We start from the raw sequence: 15,864 nt of genomic DNA, 5'->3' as shown, positions 1-15,864 counted from the left end.
ATTGAAAGCAGTTAATCCTTGCCGATGACTGAGCCTCTACCGCCTGGGCTGCACATCGTGGCAACGCCGATCGGCAACCTTGGCGACCTGTCGCCGCGCGCAGCCGACACGCTTCGCCGCGCCAGCCGCATCCTTGCCGAAGATACGCGAGTCACCGGCAAGCTGCTCAACCACATCGGCGCCAAGGTGCCGATGAGCCGCTACGACGACCATTCGAGCGACTCCGAGCGCGACCGCGTCGTCGCCCAGCTCGCCGACCACGCGATTGCGCTAGTCAGCGATGCGGGCACGCCGCTGATTTCCGATCCCGGTTACAAACTGGTCCGCGCGGCGCGCGCCGCCGGCCATGCGGTGCACACGATCCCCGGCCCTTCGGCGGCGATTGCAGCGCTGACGCTGGCGGGGCTGCCGACTGACCGCTTCCTGTTCTTGGGCTTTCTCCCGTCCAAGGCGAAGGCGCGCGCCGATGCTATTGCGGAAGTCGCCGGCATTCGCGCGAGCCTCGTCCTTTATGAGAGCGGCCCTCGCCTCGGCGACGCGCTCGCTGCGCTGGCGGCCGGGCTCGGAAACCGCGACGCCGCCGTCGCGCGGGAGATCAGCAAGCTTCATGAGGAATGCGTGACCGGCACACTGTCCGAACTTGCCAGCCGCTATGCCGATCATGGTCCCAAAGGCGAGATCGTCATCGTCGTCGGCCCGCCGAGCGCGCCCGCCGCGGCAAGCGAAGCGGATATGGATGCTGCGCTCGACGAAGCGCTCAAGCGGCTGTCGCCCTCACGCGCCGCTGCCGAAGTCGCCGAGCAGCTGAAGCTGCCTCGAAAACGCGTCTACGCCCGCGCCCTGGAGCGCAGCCAGTGAACCGCCAGGCCGCGGAGAAGCGCGGCCGCGGCGCCGAAACGCTCGCCTGCTGGGCCCTGCGCCTCAAAGGCTGGCGGATCCTCGCCCGCCGCGCCCGGGTGCCCGGCGGCGAGGTCGACATAGTCGCGCGGAAGGGACGGACCCTCGCTTTCGTCGAAGTGAAGGCGCGCGGAACCGAGAAGGCCGCCGCCATCTCCCTCGACGAATGGCGCCTGCGTCGTGTCCGCGTCGCCGCCGAACGGCTGATGCCCCGCTACATGCGAGATGGCGACGAAGTGAGGATCGACGCCATGTTCGTCGTGCCAGGCCGCTGGCCGCGCCACCTTCCGAACGTCTGGCAAGGGTGATAGGCGCACCTCTTATGCCGCTTCGCGTCGCCGTGCAGATGGACCCGCTCGAGCGGATCAAAATTGCGGGCGATTCCACCTTCGCGCTGATGCTGAAGGCGCAGGACATCGGGCACGAACTGTTGCACTATGCGCCGGAGGATTTGAGCTGGGCGGACGGGCGGTTGTGGGCGATGGCGCATCCGGCTCGGGTACAGCGCGTCGAGGGCGACCATTTCAGCTTCGGCGAACCGCGCCTGCTCGACCTCGGCCGCGACGTGGACGTCGTGCTGATGCGCCAGGATCCGCCGTTCGACCTCGGCTATATTACCGCGACCCATTTGCTCGAGCGGATCAGCGACGAGACGCTCGTCGTCAACGATCCCGCAAATGTCAGGAACGCGCCTGAGAAGCTGTGGGTGCTCGACTTCGCCGACTTCATGCCGGCGACGCTGCTGACCCGCTCGCTCGGCCTCGCCCGCAACTTTCTCGCCGAACAGGGTGAGATCGTCATCAAGCCGCTCCACGGGTTCGGCGGCAGCTCGGTGTTTCGCGTCGGCGCCGATGGCCGCAACCTCGCGTCGCTGATGGAGGTCTTCAACCAGACCTATCGCGAGCCGCACGTTCTGCAGGCTTTCCTCCCGGAGATCAGCGAGGGCGACAAACGGATCGTCCTCGTCGACGGGGAAGTCGCGGGCGCGATCAACCGCGTGCCGGGCCAGGGCGAGATCCGGTCCAACCTCGCGGTGGGGGGTACTGCGGCAAAGACCGAGCTCACCGCGCGGGAGCAGGAAATTTGCGCCCGCCTCGGCCCCGAGCTGAAGAAGCGCGGACTGCTGTTCGTCGGTATCGACGTGATCGGCGGCAAGTGGCTGACCGAGATCAACGTGACGTCCCCAACCGGGATCGTCGCGATCGATGCGTTCAACGGCACTGACACGGCGGGGCTCATCTGGTCGGCGATCGAGCGCCGCCTGGCCGAACGGAAATAGCTCCACTCCGGCGCAAGCTGCCCTCTGCAGCTGCGCGCAAGCCGTTCGTCCAAAATGGTTATTTAGGATTCGCTTTACCGGCGAGACATAGCGCTTTGCTGGTCGCGGGAGCTGGCATCCCCACTTGCCGGCTCCCGCGGCGAACTCCTCCCTCAGGCGCGCGGATGGGCGTGGCGGTAGACGTCGAGCAGCCGCGCTGCATCGACCGCCGTATAGATTTGCGTCGACGACAGGCTCGCATGGCCGAGCAGTTCCTGGAGCGCCCGCAAGTCGGCCCCGCGCGCAAGCAAATGAGTTGCGAAGCTGTGCCGCAGCGCGTGCGGGGTCAGCGTGTCCGGCAGGCCGAGGCGCCGCCGCGCCGCCGCCACCGAGCGCCGCACGAGGTCGGGGTTGAGCGGCCCGCCCCGTGCGCCGACGAACAGCGGCGCGTCGCCGCTCAGCGGGTAAGGGCATTCGCGCACATAGGCTTCGACCGCTTCGCGAACCGCGGGGACGATGGGGACGAGGCGGGTCTTGGACCTTTTTCCGGTCACTCGAATTGTCTGGCCAAGCGGCAGGATCGACGCGGTCAGCGACAGCGCTTCGGCAACGCGCAGGCCGGCGCCGTAAAGCAGAAGAAGGATCGCGAGGTCGCGAGTACCGACCCACGGCGCGCTCGCCGCGTCGGCTGCGTTATGCGCCAGCTCCATCGCCTCGTCGGGCGCGGCCGGCCGCGGCAGCGTGCGCGGCCGCTTGGGCGCACGCGTTCGCGGCAGCTGTGCATGCTCCCCCTGCTGTTCGGCGGCGTAGGACAGGAAGGCGCGAACGCCGGACAGCTCGCGCGCTGCGGATGAGGCGCCAAGCCCCTCGCCCCTGCGATGCGCAAGAAAGGCCCTAAGGTCCGACGCGGAGAGGCCGATCAGGCCGGCCGGTACGATCTCCTCGCCCCGGTAACGGCCAAGAAAGTCGATCAGCCGATGCGCCGTCGACACATAGGCACGAACCGTGTGCTGAGACCGGCGACGATCATGCTGCAGATAGGCCGACCATTGCGCCGCAAGCGCGGCGGCCGGGTGAACTAGGCTTGCGGGTGCGTCAGCCACTTGCGGATCATAGCCGCAAGCGTCCGGCCAAGGAACATCAGCAATTCAGAGCCGTGACGTGCGTCCAGGCTGAGTTCCGCGCGCTGGCCGAGCGCCAGTAGGCCGCAAGGCAAAGGCGGTTCGCTCTCGATACGGATCAGCGCTTCGGCGCGGATCAGCTCGCAGGCCGGGCCGAACAAAGGATGTCCGCGCTCGACCTTGCGCATCTCCACGCCGTCAACCTGGTCAATCGCGCGGCGAAGGATCGCCGGATCGACGAGCTGGACGCCGCTGCCATCCGCGCGGAAGCCCTGCTCACCGACGATCAGTGACAAGGCGACAGCGTCGATCCCGAGGATCAGCGTCCATTCCTGCGTAACGACATGGAGCAGGCCCTCGACGCCGTGAGACTCGATCGCCGCGAGCACCGCTTCGTGGATCGACGCGACTGCGCCCGAATGACCGCGGGCAAAGGCGATCAGGTCTTCATTCGCCTCGCGCGCTTCCCCCAGCCGCTCGCGCAGGTGCGCCACCGCGCGCTCTTCGAAGGGGATGACCGATGCCATGGCGCGGGAGGATACGCGCGAAGCGGTTAATTTCCTACAACGCGCTCGCCGCGCCGGACAAAACAAATGCGGCGGCGCCTTTCGGCACCGCCGCTCCTGTCAGCAACCTTGAAGCGATTACTTCAGGTTGTTGCCGACGTTGTTGAAGGTGTTCTTCAGGCCGTTGCCGATGTTGCCCATGGCGGCAATCGCGGCAACCGCGATGAGGGCGGCGATCAGGCCGTATTCGATGGCGGTCGCACCCTTGTTATTCTTGATCAGCTTCAGAAACTTGCTCATGGTCTTCGCTCCTTGGTTCCAAGTGCAGGGACGTTGCCGCCCCGACCTGCTGGTCCACATGCAGGATGCGATGAGCTTTACCGCGTGACCGGTTGAGAAATTCTTACCGCCGCCTCTTACGACGGCGTTAAGCATATGCGGCCAATCAGATTTTCTGGCCGGTCGCTTCCCAATCCTCGAGGAAGGCGGCGATCCCGCTCTCGGTCAGCGGATGGTTGAACAGCTGCCAGATGATCTTCGGGGGCGCCGTCATCACGTCTGCGCCCAGCTTCGCGCCTTCGACGACGTGCATCGGGTGGCGGACGGACGCGACCAGGATCTCGGTCGCGAAGTCATAATTGTCGTAGATCAGCCGGATGTCGGCGATCAGCTGCATGCCGTCGAACCCGACATCGTCGTGCCGGCCCACGAACGGCGAAATGAAGGTGGCGCCCGCCTTCGCCGCGAGCAGCGCTTGCGCCGCCGAGAAGCACAGGGTCACGTTCACCATCGTGCCGTCGTCCGTCAGCGCCTTGCAGGTGCGCAGGCCCGCCGGGGTCAGCGGCACCTTGATTGTGATATTGTCGGCGATCTTCCGAAGCACTTCGGCCTCGCGCATCATCTCTTCATGGTCGAGCGCGACCACCTCGGCGGACACCGGGCCGCTCACCACCGATGCAATCTCCTTCACCACTTCCAGGAAGTTGCGGCCGGACTTGTGGATCAGCGAAGGGTTCGTCGTGACTCCGTCCAGCAGGCCGGTTTCGGCAAGCTTGCGGATCTCGGCGATTTCGGCGGTGTCTGCGAAGAATTTCATGGCTGTTTGCGATGCTCTCGGCTTTTACAGGATGTGTGCGCGATAGCCGGTGCGAAAGCGCACGTCACCAGATTCGGGGGAACAGCCGATGAGCGAACATGTGAAGGTCGAGCAGCAAGGGCCGGTCCTGTCGGTCACGCTGGCCCGCCCCGAACGGCGGAACGCCCTGACGGTCGCGATGTACGCGGCGCTGGCCGATGCGGTGCAGCAGGCTTCGGGCAATCCCGACATCCGCCTGATCGCCTTCCGCGGTGAGGGCGCGGATTTCGCCGCAGGCAACGACCTCGTCGACTTCCTCAACGCCGCCCCGCGCATCGACGAGGAAATCCCGGTTTGGCGCTTCCTCCGCGCACTCGCCGATTGCGAAACGCCGCTGCTGGCTTCCGTTCACGGCAATTGCGTGGGGATCGGCACCACCATGCTCCTCCACTGCGACCTCGTCGTCGCCGAGGAAGGCGCGCGCTTTTCGCTGCCGTTCGTCGATTTGGCGCTCGTCCCCGAGGCGGCAAGCTCGCTGCTCATCCCGCGCCTCGCCGGCCGACGCCGCGCGGCGCGCTACCTGCTTCTCGCGGAACCCTTCGGTGTCGACGAAGCGATCGAGATCGGGCTCGTGAGCCACAGGGCCGCTGCCGGCGAGCTCGCCGCCACGACCGAGGACGTCGTCAGCAGGCTCATGTCAAAACCCGCCGAAGCGCTGCGGCAGACCCAGCACCTCCTTCGGACCGGAGCTCGCGACGAGATCCTCGAGCGGATGCGCCTGGAGAGCGGCCTATTTGCGGAGCGGCTCGCGTCCGCCGAAGTGAAGCAGGCGATCAGCGCCTTTTTCGAGAAGCGCCGTCCCGCCTGAGCTCAGGTCGTCGCGACCCACACCCGCTTGGAGCGGCTGACGGTGATCGTCGGCCCAGCAAACATCAGCAGGTTCGTCGGCTGGCTGTAGGTCACGGTCAAATCGTAATATTTGCCGCCGCCGGTGGTGTCGGTCACCAGGCTTGGATCGGGCACGGTAAAGGTTCCGGGGCCGATACCGTAGACGGAATCGTAGATCACGCGCTTGATGGTGTTCGCGGCAGGATTGGTGCCGGTCCCGGGGCTAGGGATCGTGCAGCCCGTGGTCGTCGCATTCAAGCAAAGCGTCGCGTAGCGGGCGCCTTCGCCCAGCGCCTGCTGGATGCCGGCCGTGGCGCGGTAGATCTGCGCCAGCTGCACGAACGCCCAGATCAACGCGATCAGAGTCGGCAGCGCAAACGCCATCTCGATAGTGGCGGCGCCGCGAACGTCACCGTGCAATTTACGGCGCAACATCATTGGGTCCGCATCCCCGCGGTCGCCGAGACGTGATAGGTTCCGTCGGCGTTCAGGCTCGCAAGCTTGAACGGGAACATCGGCGAATATTTGCCCTGAACGTTGACCGACACATATTGCGCCTGCGTGTGGCCGGACGGACAGTCGGTGGCAGCCGCCACGCCGGTGTAGACCGTCATGGCCCCGCTCGAACTCGTGCATTCCAGCCGGTAGGTGACGGTCACGTCGCTGGAGGTGATCAGTCCGGTCTTGCAGGTCCCGTCGGTGTTCGTGCCGTTGACCTGGCAGACAGCTTCCTTCTTCACCGTATTGTCGACGGTCTCGTCCTGCGTTGTCTGCATGATCTTTTCGATCGCGCGCTGCGCCCCCTGCTCCAGCGCAAGCTTGCGGCTGAAGCCGTTGCTGACGTCGATGATACCCATGACGGCAAGAACGAGCACCGGCGCGACGATGGCGAGTTCGATCAACGCCGCGCCGCGCTGATCGTCGCGAAGCCACCGGAGCTTCCTCGTCAGATTCGAGAATCCGATCATGCGACCAGCCTCACGCGGCGCGTGCCACCCAGGCCGCTCATGCCGAAGCCGCTGCACTGGCTGCCGGCTTTAATCTTGGAGTTGCCGCCAAAGTTGACCCGTTTCGCAACCACCTGGAGGCAAGCCGCGGTCGTGCTTCCGCCACCGACATATTGAAGCGACTGGTTGCCGAAATAGACGGCGCCCTGCACGGAAAGGTCCGAGTTGCCGTTGATCTTGTTCTGGCCGGTTCCCCCGTTATCGCTGGCGCGCGGATCCTGATAGAGGACGATGCCCTTCCAGGTCTGATTGCCGATGGTGCTGGTGACGGTCGTTCCGTCGGATCCATAGACCGGCCGCGGCGGCTTCAGGCTGATCGAGCCGCCCGTCAGGCTGACGGTGCCGGTATTCGCCGGATTGCTGAAGTTCGTAAGGATGATGGTGCAGCCGTCGCAGGTCAGGCTCGCCCCGTTCGTGTTCATGGTCAGGTTGCCTGCGTCGATTACGTAGGTCGCCGGCCCGAGGACCACGTCGCCCTGAATGGTCTGGTCGCCGCTCAGGCAGACAGTGTCCGTCGCGGTGTCGGTCGAGCGGTTGTAATCCTTGGTGCTGCCCACCTTGTTGATCGTGCCCGTCTTGTTGCAGCCGCTGCTGCTGGACGGAATGTTCGACTGGAAGCCGGAAAACGGGTCGTCGATCGGCGAGCTGTACGGGTTGTAGCTGCTGACCTGCCACTGGCTCGAATAATTGACGCCACCCGCCGCATCGAGCGAGGCTGCCTTGACCGTCGAACCGGAGCCGCCGTTCGTACTGCTGGTGCCGTTCGACGCAGCACCAGTCGGATTCGCGGAATTCGCAATCAGGGAGCAGGTCCCGAGATCGAGATAGGTGCTGCCGGAGATTTCGATACCGGTCACGGCGGCGCTTCGGTCCGTGCCGATAACGCAATATTCGCCGCCCGACGGCACGCTGGCCGCGGTCGCCCGCGCGATGATCGTCGGCGCCGCGGTCATGAACATCGAACTGAACGGAAGCGACTGCTTCACCTGCAGCTCGACGGACACGCGGTTGCGCATCTGGCCGCTAGTCCCCAGCCGGGTGACCGTCGGCGTTGCGTTGAGCGCCATCCAGGTGTGGAGGTTGAGCGTGAGGTCATGCGTGACCGCCGCGGTTACTGCGGTGTCTGTATCCGTCTTGAGGCTGGTGTAGACGCCCGAAATAGCCGCCGAATCCGCTGCCCGCTGCAACTGGCGCTTCCACAGGGTCCACTGAATGGTGTCGGTCGCAAGGCCGGCAGCGCCGACGAACAAAGGGAAGACCCCCGCGACAATGACGATGGCGTTGCCGCGCCGGTCGCGCGCGAGCTTCTTCAGGAACCTGAACATCGCTGTCTACACCTCAGCCGGATTGCGCATCAGGCTGGCTCTACGGCGGACAGGGTAAGCGAAGCGTTCAGCGGCTTGGTTAATGGGCGTTTACGATCTCGGAATAGCCACCCTTCGCTTGTTTTATTGTGTATTACCCTTACAATACAGCTGCATGTCTTGCGGCGTTGACCCGCTGGTTCGACCGCCGCAAGAAGGTGCGAAGGAAGGATATCGAACCATGGCCACCGGACCGGCAACGGAAACGACCACTGCGACAAAGCTGAAACTGGACCCGCCTGAGGCGCTGCAGCCGGTGCCGGTTGCCGAAGCGGCGGGCCTGGTCCCGCTCAAGACCGAAGAGACGTCCGAGCTCGACAAAAAGGTCGCGGGATTTGTCGACGAGCTTGCGGCGCTCGATGCCAACAGCCCGGAGTTCGGCAAGAAGGTCGACCAGCTGACCTCGATGGGCCGAAAGGAAATTGCCGAGGCCGCCGGCGCATCGAACCGCTTCCTCGACCGGCCGGTAAAGGCAATCGACAAGGACACCGGCATCGGCGCGGACCTGACCGAGCTGCGTCGCACCGTCGAGGCGCTCGATCCCAAGGAAGCGACGAAGACGAAAAAGCTGCTCGGCATCATCCCGTTCGGCAACCGCATCGACCGCTATTTCGACAAGTACCGCAGCTCGCAGACCCACATCCAGAAGATCCTCGGCAGCCTTGCGAACGGCAAGGACGAGCTGCTGATGGACAATGCTGCGATCGACACCGAGCGCGCGAACCTGTGGAAGACGATGCACAAGCTCGAGCAGATGATCCACATCTCGAAGACGCTCGACCAGCGGCTCGAAGACAAGGCGAACGAGCTCGACGCAACCGATCCCGCCAAGGCCAAGGCGATCCGCGAAACCGCCCTCTTTTACACCCGCCAGCGCACGACCGACCTGCTGACCCAGATGGCGGTGACCGTTCAGGGCTATCTCGCGCTCGACCTCGTCAAGAAGAACAATGTCGAGCTGGTGAAGGGCGTGGACCGCGCCTCGACGACCACGGTCGCCGCGCTGCGCACCGCCGTCACCGTCGCCCAGGCAATGAGCAATCAGAAGCTCGTTCTCGAACAGATCGGCGCGCTCAATACGACGACGGCGGGCATGATCGATTCCACGGGCGAAATGCTCCGCACCCAAACCGGTGCCATCCACCAGCAGGCGGCAAGCTCGACCATCCCGCTGGAGACGCTCCAGCGGGCGTTCCAGAACATCTACGACACGATGGATCAGATCGACCAGTTCAAGCTTCAGGCGCTCGGCAACATGAAGCAGACGGTCGATACGCTCGGCAAGGAAGTCGAAAAGTCCAAGGGCTATATCGCCCGCGCCGAAGGCGTGAACCAGGCCAAGCTCGGAAGTTCGGCTAGCTCGCCGCTGACGCCGATCGAGCTCAAGTGACGGACGTCACGGACAAGGTTGAGCGGGCGATCGCGCGCTTCGATCGAGTCACGCAGCAGCTCGATCAGCGCGGCGGTGCGGTGCAGCAGGCCGCGCGCCGTGAACGGCAGCGGCTAAATACCGGCTTCGGCAAAAGCATCGTCGGCGCCTTGTCGGCAATCGGGATCATCTGGCTTGCCGCGATGATCATCGGCTTCGTCCAGCCGATCGGCATGTTCGGCTTCCTTGCCGCCGTGCTTGTGAGCGTCGTCGTCGGCGGCCTGATACTGACCCGTGGAGGGCGCCGCACGATAAGCGCGCCGGCGCCGTCGCCGGACTTGCCGAACGGCCAAATGGTCGAGCGCTTCGACAGTTACATCTACCGCGTTCGCCCTGCTCTGCCGGCCCCGGCGCAGGCGCAGATTGATGCGATCAGTGCCGCGCTCCCGCCGCTGCGCCAAACGCTTGAGCGCGTCGACACGCTCGATCCGCGCGCCCAGGACGCGCGCCGGTTGATGTCGATCCACCTCCCTGGCCTCGTCGACCGCTACCGCAACGTGCCTTCGTCGTACCGCAACGAGCAGGACGGTGAAGGCAAGACCGTCGACGAGCGGCTGGTCGAAAGCCTTGCCGCGGCGCGTACCGCGCTCAACGAAGTGTCCGAGCAGCTGGCCCGGCAGGACCTCGCCGCCTTCGAAACGCAGGGCCGCTTCATCGCCTCCCGTTACGGTGAGCAAGGGGTCGAGAGCTCAGAATCGCCAAACACTTAGCGATTGCGCGACGGAGCCGCGCCGCTCATGATGACCAGCAGGTGACCGGGGGCCGCAGCTGATGGGGATACAGCTTGCCTTGCCGAATAAAGAGCATCAGCCCGGGCCTCGCTTCCGGCTGCCGCCCGTCACCCCGCACTTCAATACCTTCACCTACCGGCTTTTCACCTTTGTCTGGGTGCTCGCATTCATTCTCGCGATCGTCGGCCCGGTTGCGGGTTTCCGCATGCGCTACACGGCGCCGGACAACAACTCGCAGCTGCTGTTGGGAAGCCGCGCGGGATTTGCAGTATCGCCCCGTGACGCGACCTTGGTCCGCTTCCCCGTCGGTCCGGAAGCGGAAAGGTCAGGGATCGTCTCCGGCGACCGGATCATTGCCGTTTACGGCTTGCCCCTTCCCCGCACGATGCCGGTCGACGAACAGGCACTCGCCGAGCATGCCGACGACCCTGCCTATATCGCAATGGGCAATGTGCTGTTCGGGACGGACGTCTCCGAAGTCCCGCTGACAATTCGCGGCCCGGACGGGAAAATCCGCGACGTCACGGTCACCACCGGTGAGCAGCATATCGACAATGGCGCGAGGGAACGCGGCATCTCGCCAAAGCTGCTGAGCTTCATCGATACGCTGCAGCTGCTCTTCTATCCGTTCCTGCTGCTTGCCGCCTGGCTGCTTCACCGCCGCAATGCCCGCGACGTGGTCAGCTCGATCCTGTCGCTTGCGGTCCTGCTCAGCATCGGCGCTGAACAGCCCTCGTCCGCCTTCCTCGCCAACATCGGCGCGCCGAGGGGGCTCAACGTCGCGCTGTTCGACCTCGGCAATATCCTGCTGCTCGCCGGCATCCTGCTGTTCCCGCACGGCAATTTGTCGTGGCGCGTGGTCATCCTGATGGCTTGCCTGCCGTTCATGATGTTCCTTCAGGGACAGCTGTATCAGGCGGTCTTCGTCGCCTTCATGATCCTCGGCGTCCTGATGATGATCCGCCGCCTTCAGAACACGGCGTCGAGCGACCAGCGACAGCAGATCCGCTGGGCCCTGTTCGGGATCAGCGCCTATGCGCTGCTGCGCTGCCTCTCGATCGGTCTCGATTACTTCAAGTGGACGATGGACACCCTCGGCCACCAGCTTCTTGTCGAGGTTGCCGCAGGCATCAGCTTCGCCCTTGCAGCCCTGTTCCTTCAGGTCGGACTGCTCGTCGCGCTGCTTCGCTACCGTTTGTACGATGCGGAAGTCGTCATTGGCCGGTCTGTCAATTTCGCCGTCGTGACCCTGGGCGTCGCCGCCATCTTCGCGGCTGCCGGCGACGCGCTGAAGCAGATCGTCTATAATTACTCCGGCAATACGAACAGCGAAGGCCCGATCATCTTCGCCGCGGCACTCGCGACGATCATGGTCAATCCGATCCAGGAACGCGTCCAATCCTGGTCGGAAAAGCGCTTCCAGAAGAACCTCTTCCTGCTTCGCAACGATCTGCCCGAGACGGTCCGCGACATGCGCGAGACCGCATCGCTCGATGAGATGCTGCACGAGATTCTCGAGCGGATCGGCAACGGCGTGCGGTCCATCCGTGGCGCGGCGATCGTCAACGGCAAGATCGCCACCGCGCATGGGCTCACCGTCGAGGAGGTCGAAGCGTGGCGGCAGAGCGCTCCTGCGGTCGATTATAAGAGCGACATCTGCGAGCCTGCCGATCGCACCTTCCCGATCCGCTTGCCGCTCGTTCCGAGTTCCGACCGGGAAGAGCCGATCGGCGTCCTGCTCGTCGGCCCGCGGCCCGACGGATCGATCCCGAGCCGGGAGGAGCAGAAGGCGCTCGGCGAGGTGTGCGAAAGCATCGCCCGCGCGATCCGCACCGTCATCAAGCGCGAGGCCAAGGAGGCTGAACTCGCCGACCTGATCGCCGACACGCAGCGGCGGATCGGCGCCATCGAGGACACGCTCGCCGGCACCGCGGCCAAGCGCCGGCCGAAGACGGCCTGAACCGCGCGGTGGTTTGCTCCCGCTTGATTGACCGCATTCAAACTAAAGAATAATTTCCCTCGCGCAGCCCCAGGTTCGACTCGCCGCCGCTCACCGGCCCCGCCTCGACCCTGCCGCTGCGATCGCGGCAAGGAGTAGGCCATGGGTAGGAAGACGATGCTGTGCGGCGCGGCGCTTGCGCTGGCGCTCGGTTCGACGGCAGCGCTGGCGAATGTCGTCGTCGTGAAGTCGCTCGGACCCTCGGCCAAGGCTTACCCGCCCGGGAAGACCCTGCCGCCGAGCGCCAAGATTACTCTCCGCGGCGGGGACGTCGTCACCCTCCTCGGCCCGAGCGCTGCACAGACGCTGCGCGGCCCGGGCAATTTCGATGCCGGCCAGGTCAGCCTTGCGACCGCTTCCGGCAAGCGCGGCCGCTTCGGGGCGCTCCGGGCGGCCGAAGTCGCGCACAACCCCAGCATCTGGGACGTGGATGTCAGCGGCGGCAAAGTCTGCGTCAGCAATCCCGCAAAGCTCAACCTCTGGCGTCCGGACAGCGAGGCCGACGCGACGGTGACGATTCGCGCCGCCGACGGCACGTCGCAAAAGCTCAGCTGGGCCGCCGGCAAGGCACTCGCTGCATGGCCGGCGGCGCTGCCGGTCAAGGCCGGCGCCAGCTACCAGGTCGAATGGCAGGGCACGGGCGAGACGAGCAGCCTGGATGTCGTCCTCGTCGCTACGCCGCCATCCGACCTGATGGGCGCGGCCAAGGTGCTGATCGAGAACGGCTGCCAGAAGCAGCTCGATCTCCTGATCGAAAGCGCGAGCGCTCCCGCGAAGAAGTAAGCAGCGGCGGCGCTAGCCGCCGACCACGCCTGCGGACCTCAGCTGCTCAACTTCGGCCGCGCTAAGCCCCAGGCGCGCAATCACTTCGCCCGTATGTTCCCCCAGCGCGGGCGGCGGAAGGTCGCTGTCCGCCCGCTCACCGTCGATCCGCACGGGCGAGCCAACCATCGGGATTCCCGCCATCGTCCGCACCATCTGGCGGTGCTGCGCCTGCACGTCGCTCAGGGCTTGGCTGATGCGATTGATTGGACCGGCGGGGATGCCGGCGGCTTCGAGCTGTTCGAGCCAGTCGGCGGCCGGCTTGCTGCGGATGACCTCCGCGACGAGGGCAACCATCGCCTCCCGGTTGGCGACGCGTGCGCCGTTCGACGCGAACCGCTCGTCCTCCGTCCATTCCGCATGGCCGCAAATTCCCGCCAGCCGCGCGAACTGGCGGTCGTTGCCGATGGCGATGATGATCGGCTGGTCGGCTGCTTCGAACGGCTGGTACGGGACGATATTGGGATGCGTCACGCCCTGCCGCACCGGGTCCTTGCCCGAAATCAGCGCATTGGACGCCTGGTTGGCGAGCATCGCCAGCTGCGTGTCGAACAGCGCCATGTCGATATGCGCGCCCTGCCCGCTCTTCTCGTGCGCGTAGAGTGCCGCAAGGATCGACACGGTCGTGTAAAGCCCGGTGAACAGGTCGACGACGGCAACGCCGACACGCATCGGACCGCCACCAGGTTCGCCGTCAGGCAGGCCGGTGATGCTCATCAGCCCGCCCATGCCCTGGATGATGTAATCGTAGCCGGCACGCTCGGCGTACGGGCCGTCCTGCCCAAAGCCCGTGATCGACGCATAGATGAGCCGCGGGTTGGCGGCGCGCAGCGACTTGGCGTCGAGCCCGAACTTCTCGAGCCCGCCGACCTTGAAATTCTCGACGACAACGTCCGCTTCGGCGGCGAGCTGCCGCACCAGCGCCGCGCCCTCAGGGCGGGCGAAATCGATGGCGGCGGACTTCTTTCCGCGGTTGCAGCTCAGGAAATATGCGGCGACGCGCTCGTCGCCTTCGCCGTGCCACGGCGGACCCCAGTGCCGTGTGTCGTCGCCCACGCCAGGCCGCTCGATCTTGGTGACCTCCGCGCCCAGGTCGGCAAGCAGTTGCGTGCACCACGGGCCCGCAAGCACGCGGCTGAGGTCGAGGACCTTGATGCCTTCGAGCGGCCTCAATGCCGCCTCTTCCAGAAGCGGCGGTCGGACAGGATCGCCTGCGCAGCATTATGGCCCGGCGCGCCTGTAACCCCGCCGCCCGGGTGAGCGCCCGATCCGCACAGGTACAGGCCCTTCAACGGCATGCGGTAGTCCGCGGCGCCGATCATCGGCCGCGCGCTGAACAATTGGTCGAGCCCCATCTTGCCGTGGAAGATGTCGCCGCCGATCAGCCCGAACCGGCGCTCGAGGTCTAGCGGCGAATGGATCTGCCGCCCGATTACCGACTTGGCGAAGCCGGGCGCGTGGGCGTCGACTGTGGCGATGATCTGATCGGCAGCCTTCTCGCGTTCCTTGTCCCAACTGCGCTTCGGCCCGAGGTCGTAGCGGAAATGCTGGCAGAACAAGCTGGCGACATGCTGCCCCTTGGGCGCAAGCGTCGAGTCCAGCGTCGAAGGGATCAGCATTTCTATGATCGGCTGCTTTGCCCAGCCGTTCACCGCCGCGTCGAGATAGGCGCGATGCATGTAGCCGAGGCTCGGCGCCATGATGATGCCCGCAGTCAAGTGATTGCCCTTCTTCGGCAGCACCGTGAACTTCGGCAGCTCGGACAAAGCGACATTCATGCGAAAAGTGGCGCTCTCGCACTTCCAGCCGTTCATTCGTGCGGCGACATCCGCGTCGACTGCCCCGTCAGGTACGAGCCGGTCGAACAGCAGCTTGGGATTGATCCCCGCAACGACGCTGCTCGCCCGCCACGCCTTCCCGCCGGCAACGACACCGACCGCGCGCCCGCCGTCGACGATGATCTCCTCGGCCGGCGTGCCGAGCACGATATCGACTCCCGCTTCGCGGCACGCCCGCGCCATGGCTTGCGTGATCGACCCCATGCCGCCGATCGCATGCCCCCAGGCGCCGGGAACCCCTGCAGCCTCGCCGAACAGGTGGTGGAGCAGCACGTAAGCGGTGCCAGGCGTTTCCGGCGAGGCGAAATTGCCGACGACGCCGTCGAAGCCGAACAAAGCCTTGGTGAGATCGCTTCGGAAATGGCGATCGAGGATGTCCGACGCGCTCCGCACGGCGAAGTCATGGACGATCCGGGTTTCTTCGACGGACAGGCCGGCCATGTCGCGCCCGAGGCTCAGCAGCTTCGGGATCGCGCTTGCCCGCCGCCCGACATTCGGCGGCGCGCGAAGCAGCCATTTCTTGAGCAGCCGCACGACGGTTTCGAGTTCCCCGACATAGCGGTCATAGGCCTCGGCGTCGGGCTTGTGGTGGCGCGCAATCTCCTTGCGCGTCAGCCCGTTGCGTCCGGCGAGCAGATAATCGCCATCGCCCGGCAGGAAATTGTCGGTCTTGCGCAGCACGACTTTCAACCCGTGCCGCTCCAGCTGCATGTCCCGGATGACCTTCGGCTGCAGCAAGCTGACCGTGTAGCTGGCCGCGCTGTTGCGGAAGCCGGGCAGGAACTCGTCGGTGACCGCCGCGCCGCCGACGGTGCCGGCCGCCTCCAGCACCGTGACCTTCATCCCCTTCTTCGCAAGATAATAAGCGCAGGTCAGGCCGTTATGGCCTGCGCCAATGACAATCGCGTCGCTCAAACAACCCCTCCGGC

17 protein-coding genes are annotated in these 15,864 nt (G+C 65.5%); 8 read left to right on the top strand and 9 right to left on the bottom strand.

The window, feature by feature from the left end:
- Nucleotides 1-24 precede the first annotated feature (24 nt).
- From rsmI to gshB, 3 genes are read left to right on the top strand one after another with little or no spacing between them, the layout of a single operon-like run.
- On the top strand, nt 25-858 hold the full coding sequence (gene rsmI / locus VIL42_09090; protein ID HEY8593000.1) for a 16S rRNA (cytidine(1402)-2'-O)-methyltransferase: 834 nt from the start codon (nt 25-27) through the stop codon (nt 856-858).
- Nucleotides 855-1,205, top strand: a complete 351-nt coding sequence (locus tag VIL42_09085) for a YraN family protein (protein HEY8592999.1) — start codon at nt 855-857, stop codon at nt 1,203-1,205. The genes rsmI and VIL42_09085 overlap by 4 nt, the downstream gene beginning before the upstream one ends.
- Nucleotides 1,206-1,219: 14 nt before the next feature.
- Nucleotides 1,220-2,176: a glutathione synthase gene (gshB, locus tag VIL42_09080; protein HEY8592998.1), complete on the top strand. Its 957-nt coding sequence runs from the start codon at nt 1,220-1,222 to the stop codon at nt 2,174-2,176.
- A gap of 152 nt (nt 2,177-2,328) precedes the next feature.
- On the opposite strand, the gene VIL42_09075 is transcribed toward gshB, so the two are convergent.
- From VIL42_09075 to fsa, 4 genes are all read right to left on the bottom strand, one after another.
- A complete protein-coding gene (locus VIL42_09075) occupies nt 2,329-3,258 on the bottom strand; it encodes a tyrosine recombinase XerC (GenBank protein HEY8592997.1) in 930 nt (309 codons plus the stop codon).
- The gene (locus tag VIL42_09070; GenBank protein ID HEY8592996.1) at nt 3,234-3,803 is read right to left on the bottom strand and encodes a DUF484 family protein; all 570 of its coding nucleotides are present in this window, start codon (nt 3,801-3,803) and stop codon (nt 3,234-3,236) included. The genes VIL42_09075 and VIL42_09070 overlap by 25 nt, the downstream gene beginning before the upstream one ends.
- A 117-nt stretch (nt 3,804-3,920) precedes the next feature.
- Complete coding sequence (locus tag VIL42_09065; GenBank protein HEY8592995.1) at nt 3,921-4,082, bottom strand: Flp family type IVb pilin; 162 nt, start codon at nt 4,080-4,082, stop codon at nt 3,921-3,923.
- 145 nt (nt 4,083-4,227) lie between these two features.
- Nucleotides 4,228-4,878, bottom strand: a complete 651-nt coding sequence (gene fsa, locus VIL42_09060) for a fructose-6-phosphate aldolase (GenBank protein ID HEY8592994.1) — start codon at nt 4,876-4,878, stop codon at nt 4,228-4,230.
- Nucleotides 4,879-4,966: 88 nt separating this feature from the next.
- Here fsa and VIL42_09055 point away from each other — a divergent pair, with 88 nt between their 5' ends.
- Complete coding sequence (locus VIL42_09055; protein ID HEY8592993.1) at nt 4,967-5,725, top strand: enoyl-CoA hydratase-related protein; 759 nt, start codon at nt 4,967-4,969, stop codon at nt 5,723-5,725.
- A gap of 2 nt (nt 5,726-5,727) precedes the next feature.
- On the opposite strand, the gene VIL42_09050 is transcribed toward VIL42_09055, so the two are convergent.
- The 3 genes from VIL42_09050 to VIL42_09040 are packed head-to-tail and all read right to left on the bottom strand — an operon-like array spanning nt 5,728 to nt 8,077.
- Nucleotides 5,728-6,183 (bottom strand): TadE/TadG family type IV pilus assembly protein, encoded by a 456-nt coding sequence (locus tag VIL42_09050; protein ID HEY8592992.1) that lies wholly within the window; start codon nt 6,181-6,183, stop codon nt 5,728-5,730.
- On the bottom strand, nt 6,180-6,713 hold the full coding sequence (locus VIL42_09045) for a TadE/TadG family type IV pilus assembly protein (GenBank protein HEY8592991.1): 534 nt from the start codon (nt 6,711-6,713) through the stop codon (nt 6,180-6,182). The genes VIL42_09050 and VIL42_09045 overlap by 4 nt, the downstream gene beginning before the upstream one ends.
- Nucleotides 6,710-8,077, bottom strand: a complete 1,368-nt coding sequence (locus tag VIL42_09040; GenBank protein HEY8592990.1) for a Tad domain-containing protein — start codon at nt 8,075-8,077, stop codon at nt 6,710-6,712. The genes VIL42_09045 and VIL42_09040 overlap by 4 nt, the downstream gene beginning before the upstream one ends.
- Before the next feature lie 220 nt (nt 8,078-8,297).
- Here VIL42_09040 and VIL42_09035 point away from each other — a divergent pair, with 220 nt between their 5' ends.
- The 4 genes from VIL42_09035 (at nt 8,298) to VIL42_09020 (ending at nt 13,058) form a co-directional block, all read left to right on the top strand.
- Nucleotides 8,298-9,506, top strand: a complete 1,209-nt coding sequence (locus VIL42_09035; GenBank protein HEY8592989.1) for a toxic anion resistance protein — start codon at nt 8,298-8,300, stop codon at nt 9,504-9,506.
- Nucleotides 9,503-10,255 (top strand): hypothetical protein, encoded by a 753-nt coding sequence (locus VIL42_09030; GenBank protein HEY8592988.1) that lies wholly within the window; start codon nt 9,503-9,505, stop codon nt 10,253-10,255. Before VIL42_09035 ends, VIL42_09030 begins: the two co-directional genes overlap by 4 nt.
- A gap of 79 nt (nt 10,256-10,334) precedes the next feature.
- Nucleotides 10,335-12,236: a hypothetical protein gene (locus VIL42_09025; protein HEY8592987.1), complete on the top strand. Its 1,902-nt coding sequence runs from the start codon at nt 10,335-10,337 to the stop codon at nt 12,234-12,236.
- 141 nt (nt 12,237-12,377) lie between these two features.
- Nucleotides 12,378-13,058: a hypothetical protein gene (locus tag VIL42_09020; protein ID HEY8592986.1), complete on the top strand. Its 681-nt coding sequence runs from the start codon at nt 12,378-12,380 to the stop codon at nt 13,056-13,058.
- Nucleotides 13,059-13,070: 12 nt separating this feature from the next.
- On the opposite strand, the gene VIL42_09015 is transcribed toward VIL42_09020, so the two are convergent.
- Together VIL42_09015 and VIL42_09010 are read right to left on the bottom strand one after the other, a co-directional pair.
- Entirely contained in the window at nt 13,071-14,270 is a 1,200-nt protein-coding gene (locus VIL42_09015; GenBank protein HEY8592985.1) for a CaiB/BaiF CoA-transferase family protein, read from the bottom strand.
- A complete protein-coding gene (locus tag VIL42_09010; protein HEY8592984.1) occupies nt 14,267-15,850 on the bottom strand; it encodes an NAD(P)/FAD-dependent oxidoreductase in 1,584 nt (527 codons plus the stop codon). The genes VIL42_09015 and VIL42_09010 overlap by 4 nt, the downstream gene beginning before the upstream one ends.
- Between the last annotated feature and the right edge of the window lie 14 nt (nt 15,851-15,864).

This window comes from Sphingomicrobium sp. (assembly GCA_036563485.1).
Taxonomy (GTDB): Bacteria; Pseudomonadota; Alphaproteobacteria; order Sphingomonadales; family Sphingomonadaceae; genus Sphingomicrobium.
Note: the sequence above shows the minus strand (reverse complement) of the source record. Positions and strands in the feature narration are given on the sequence as shown.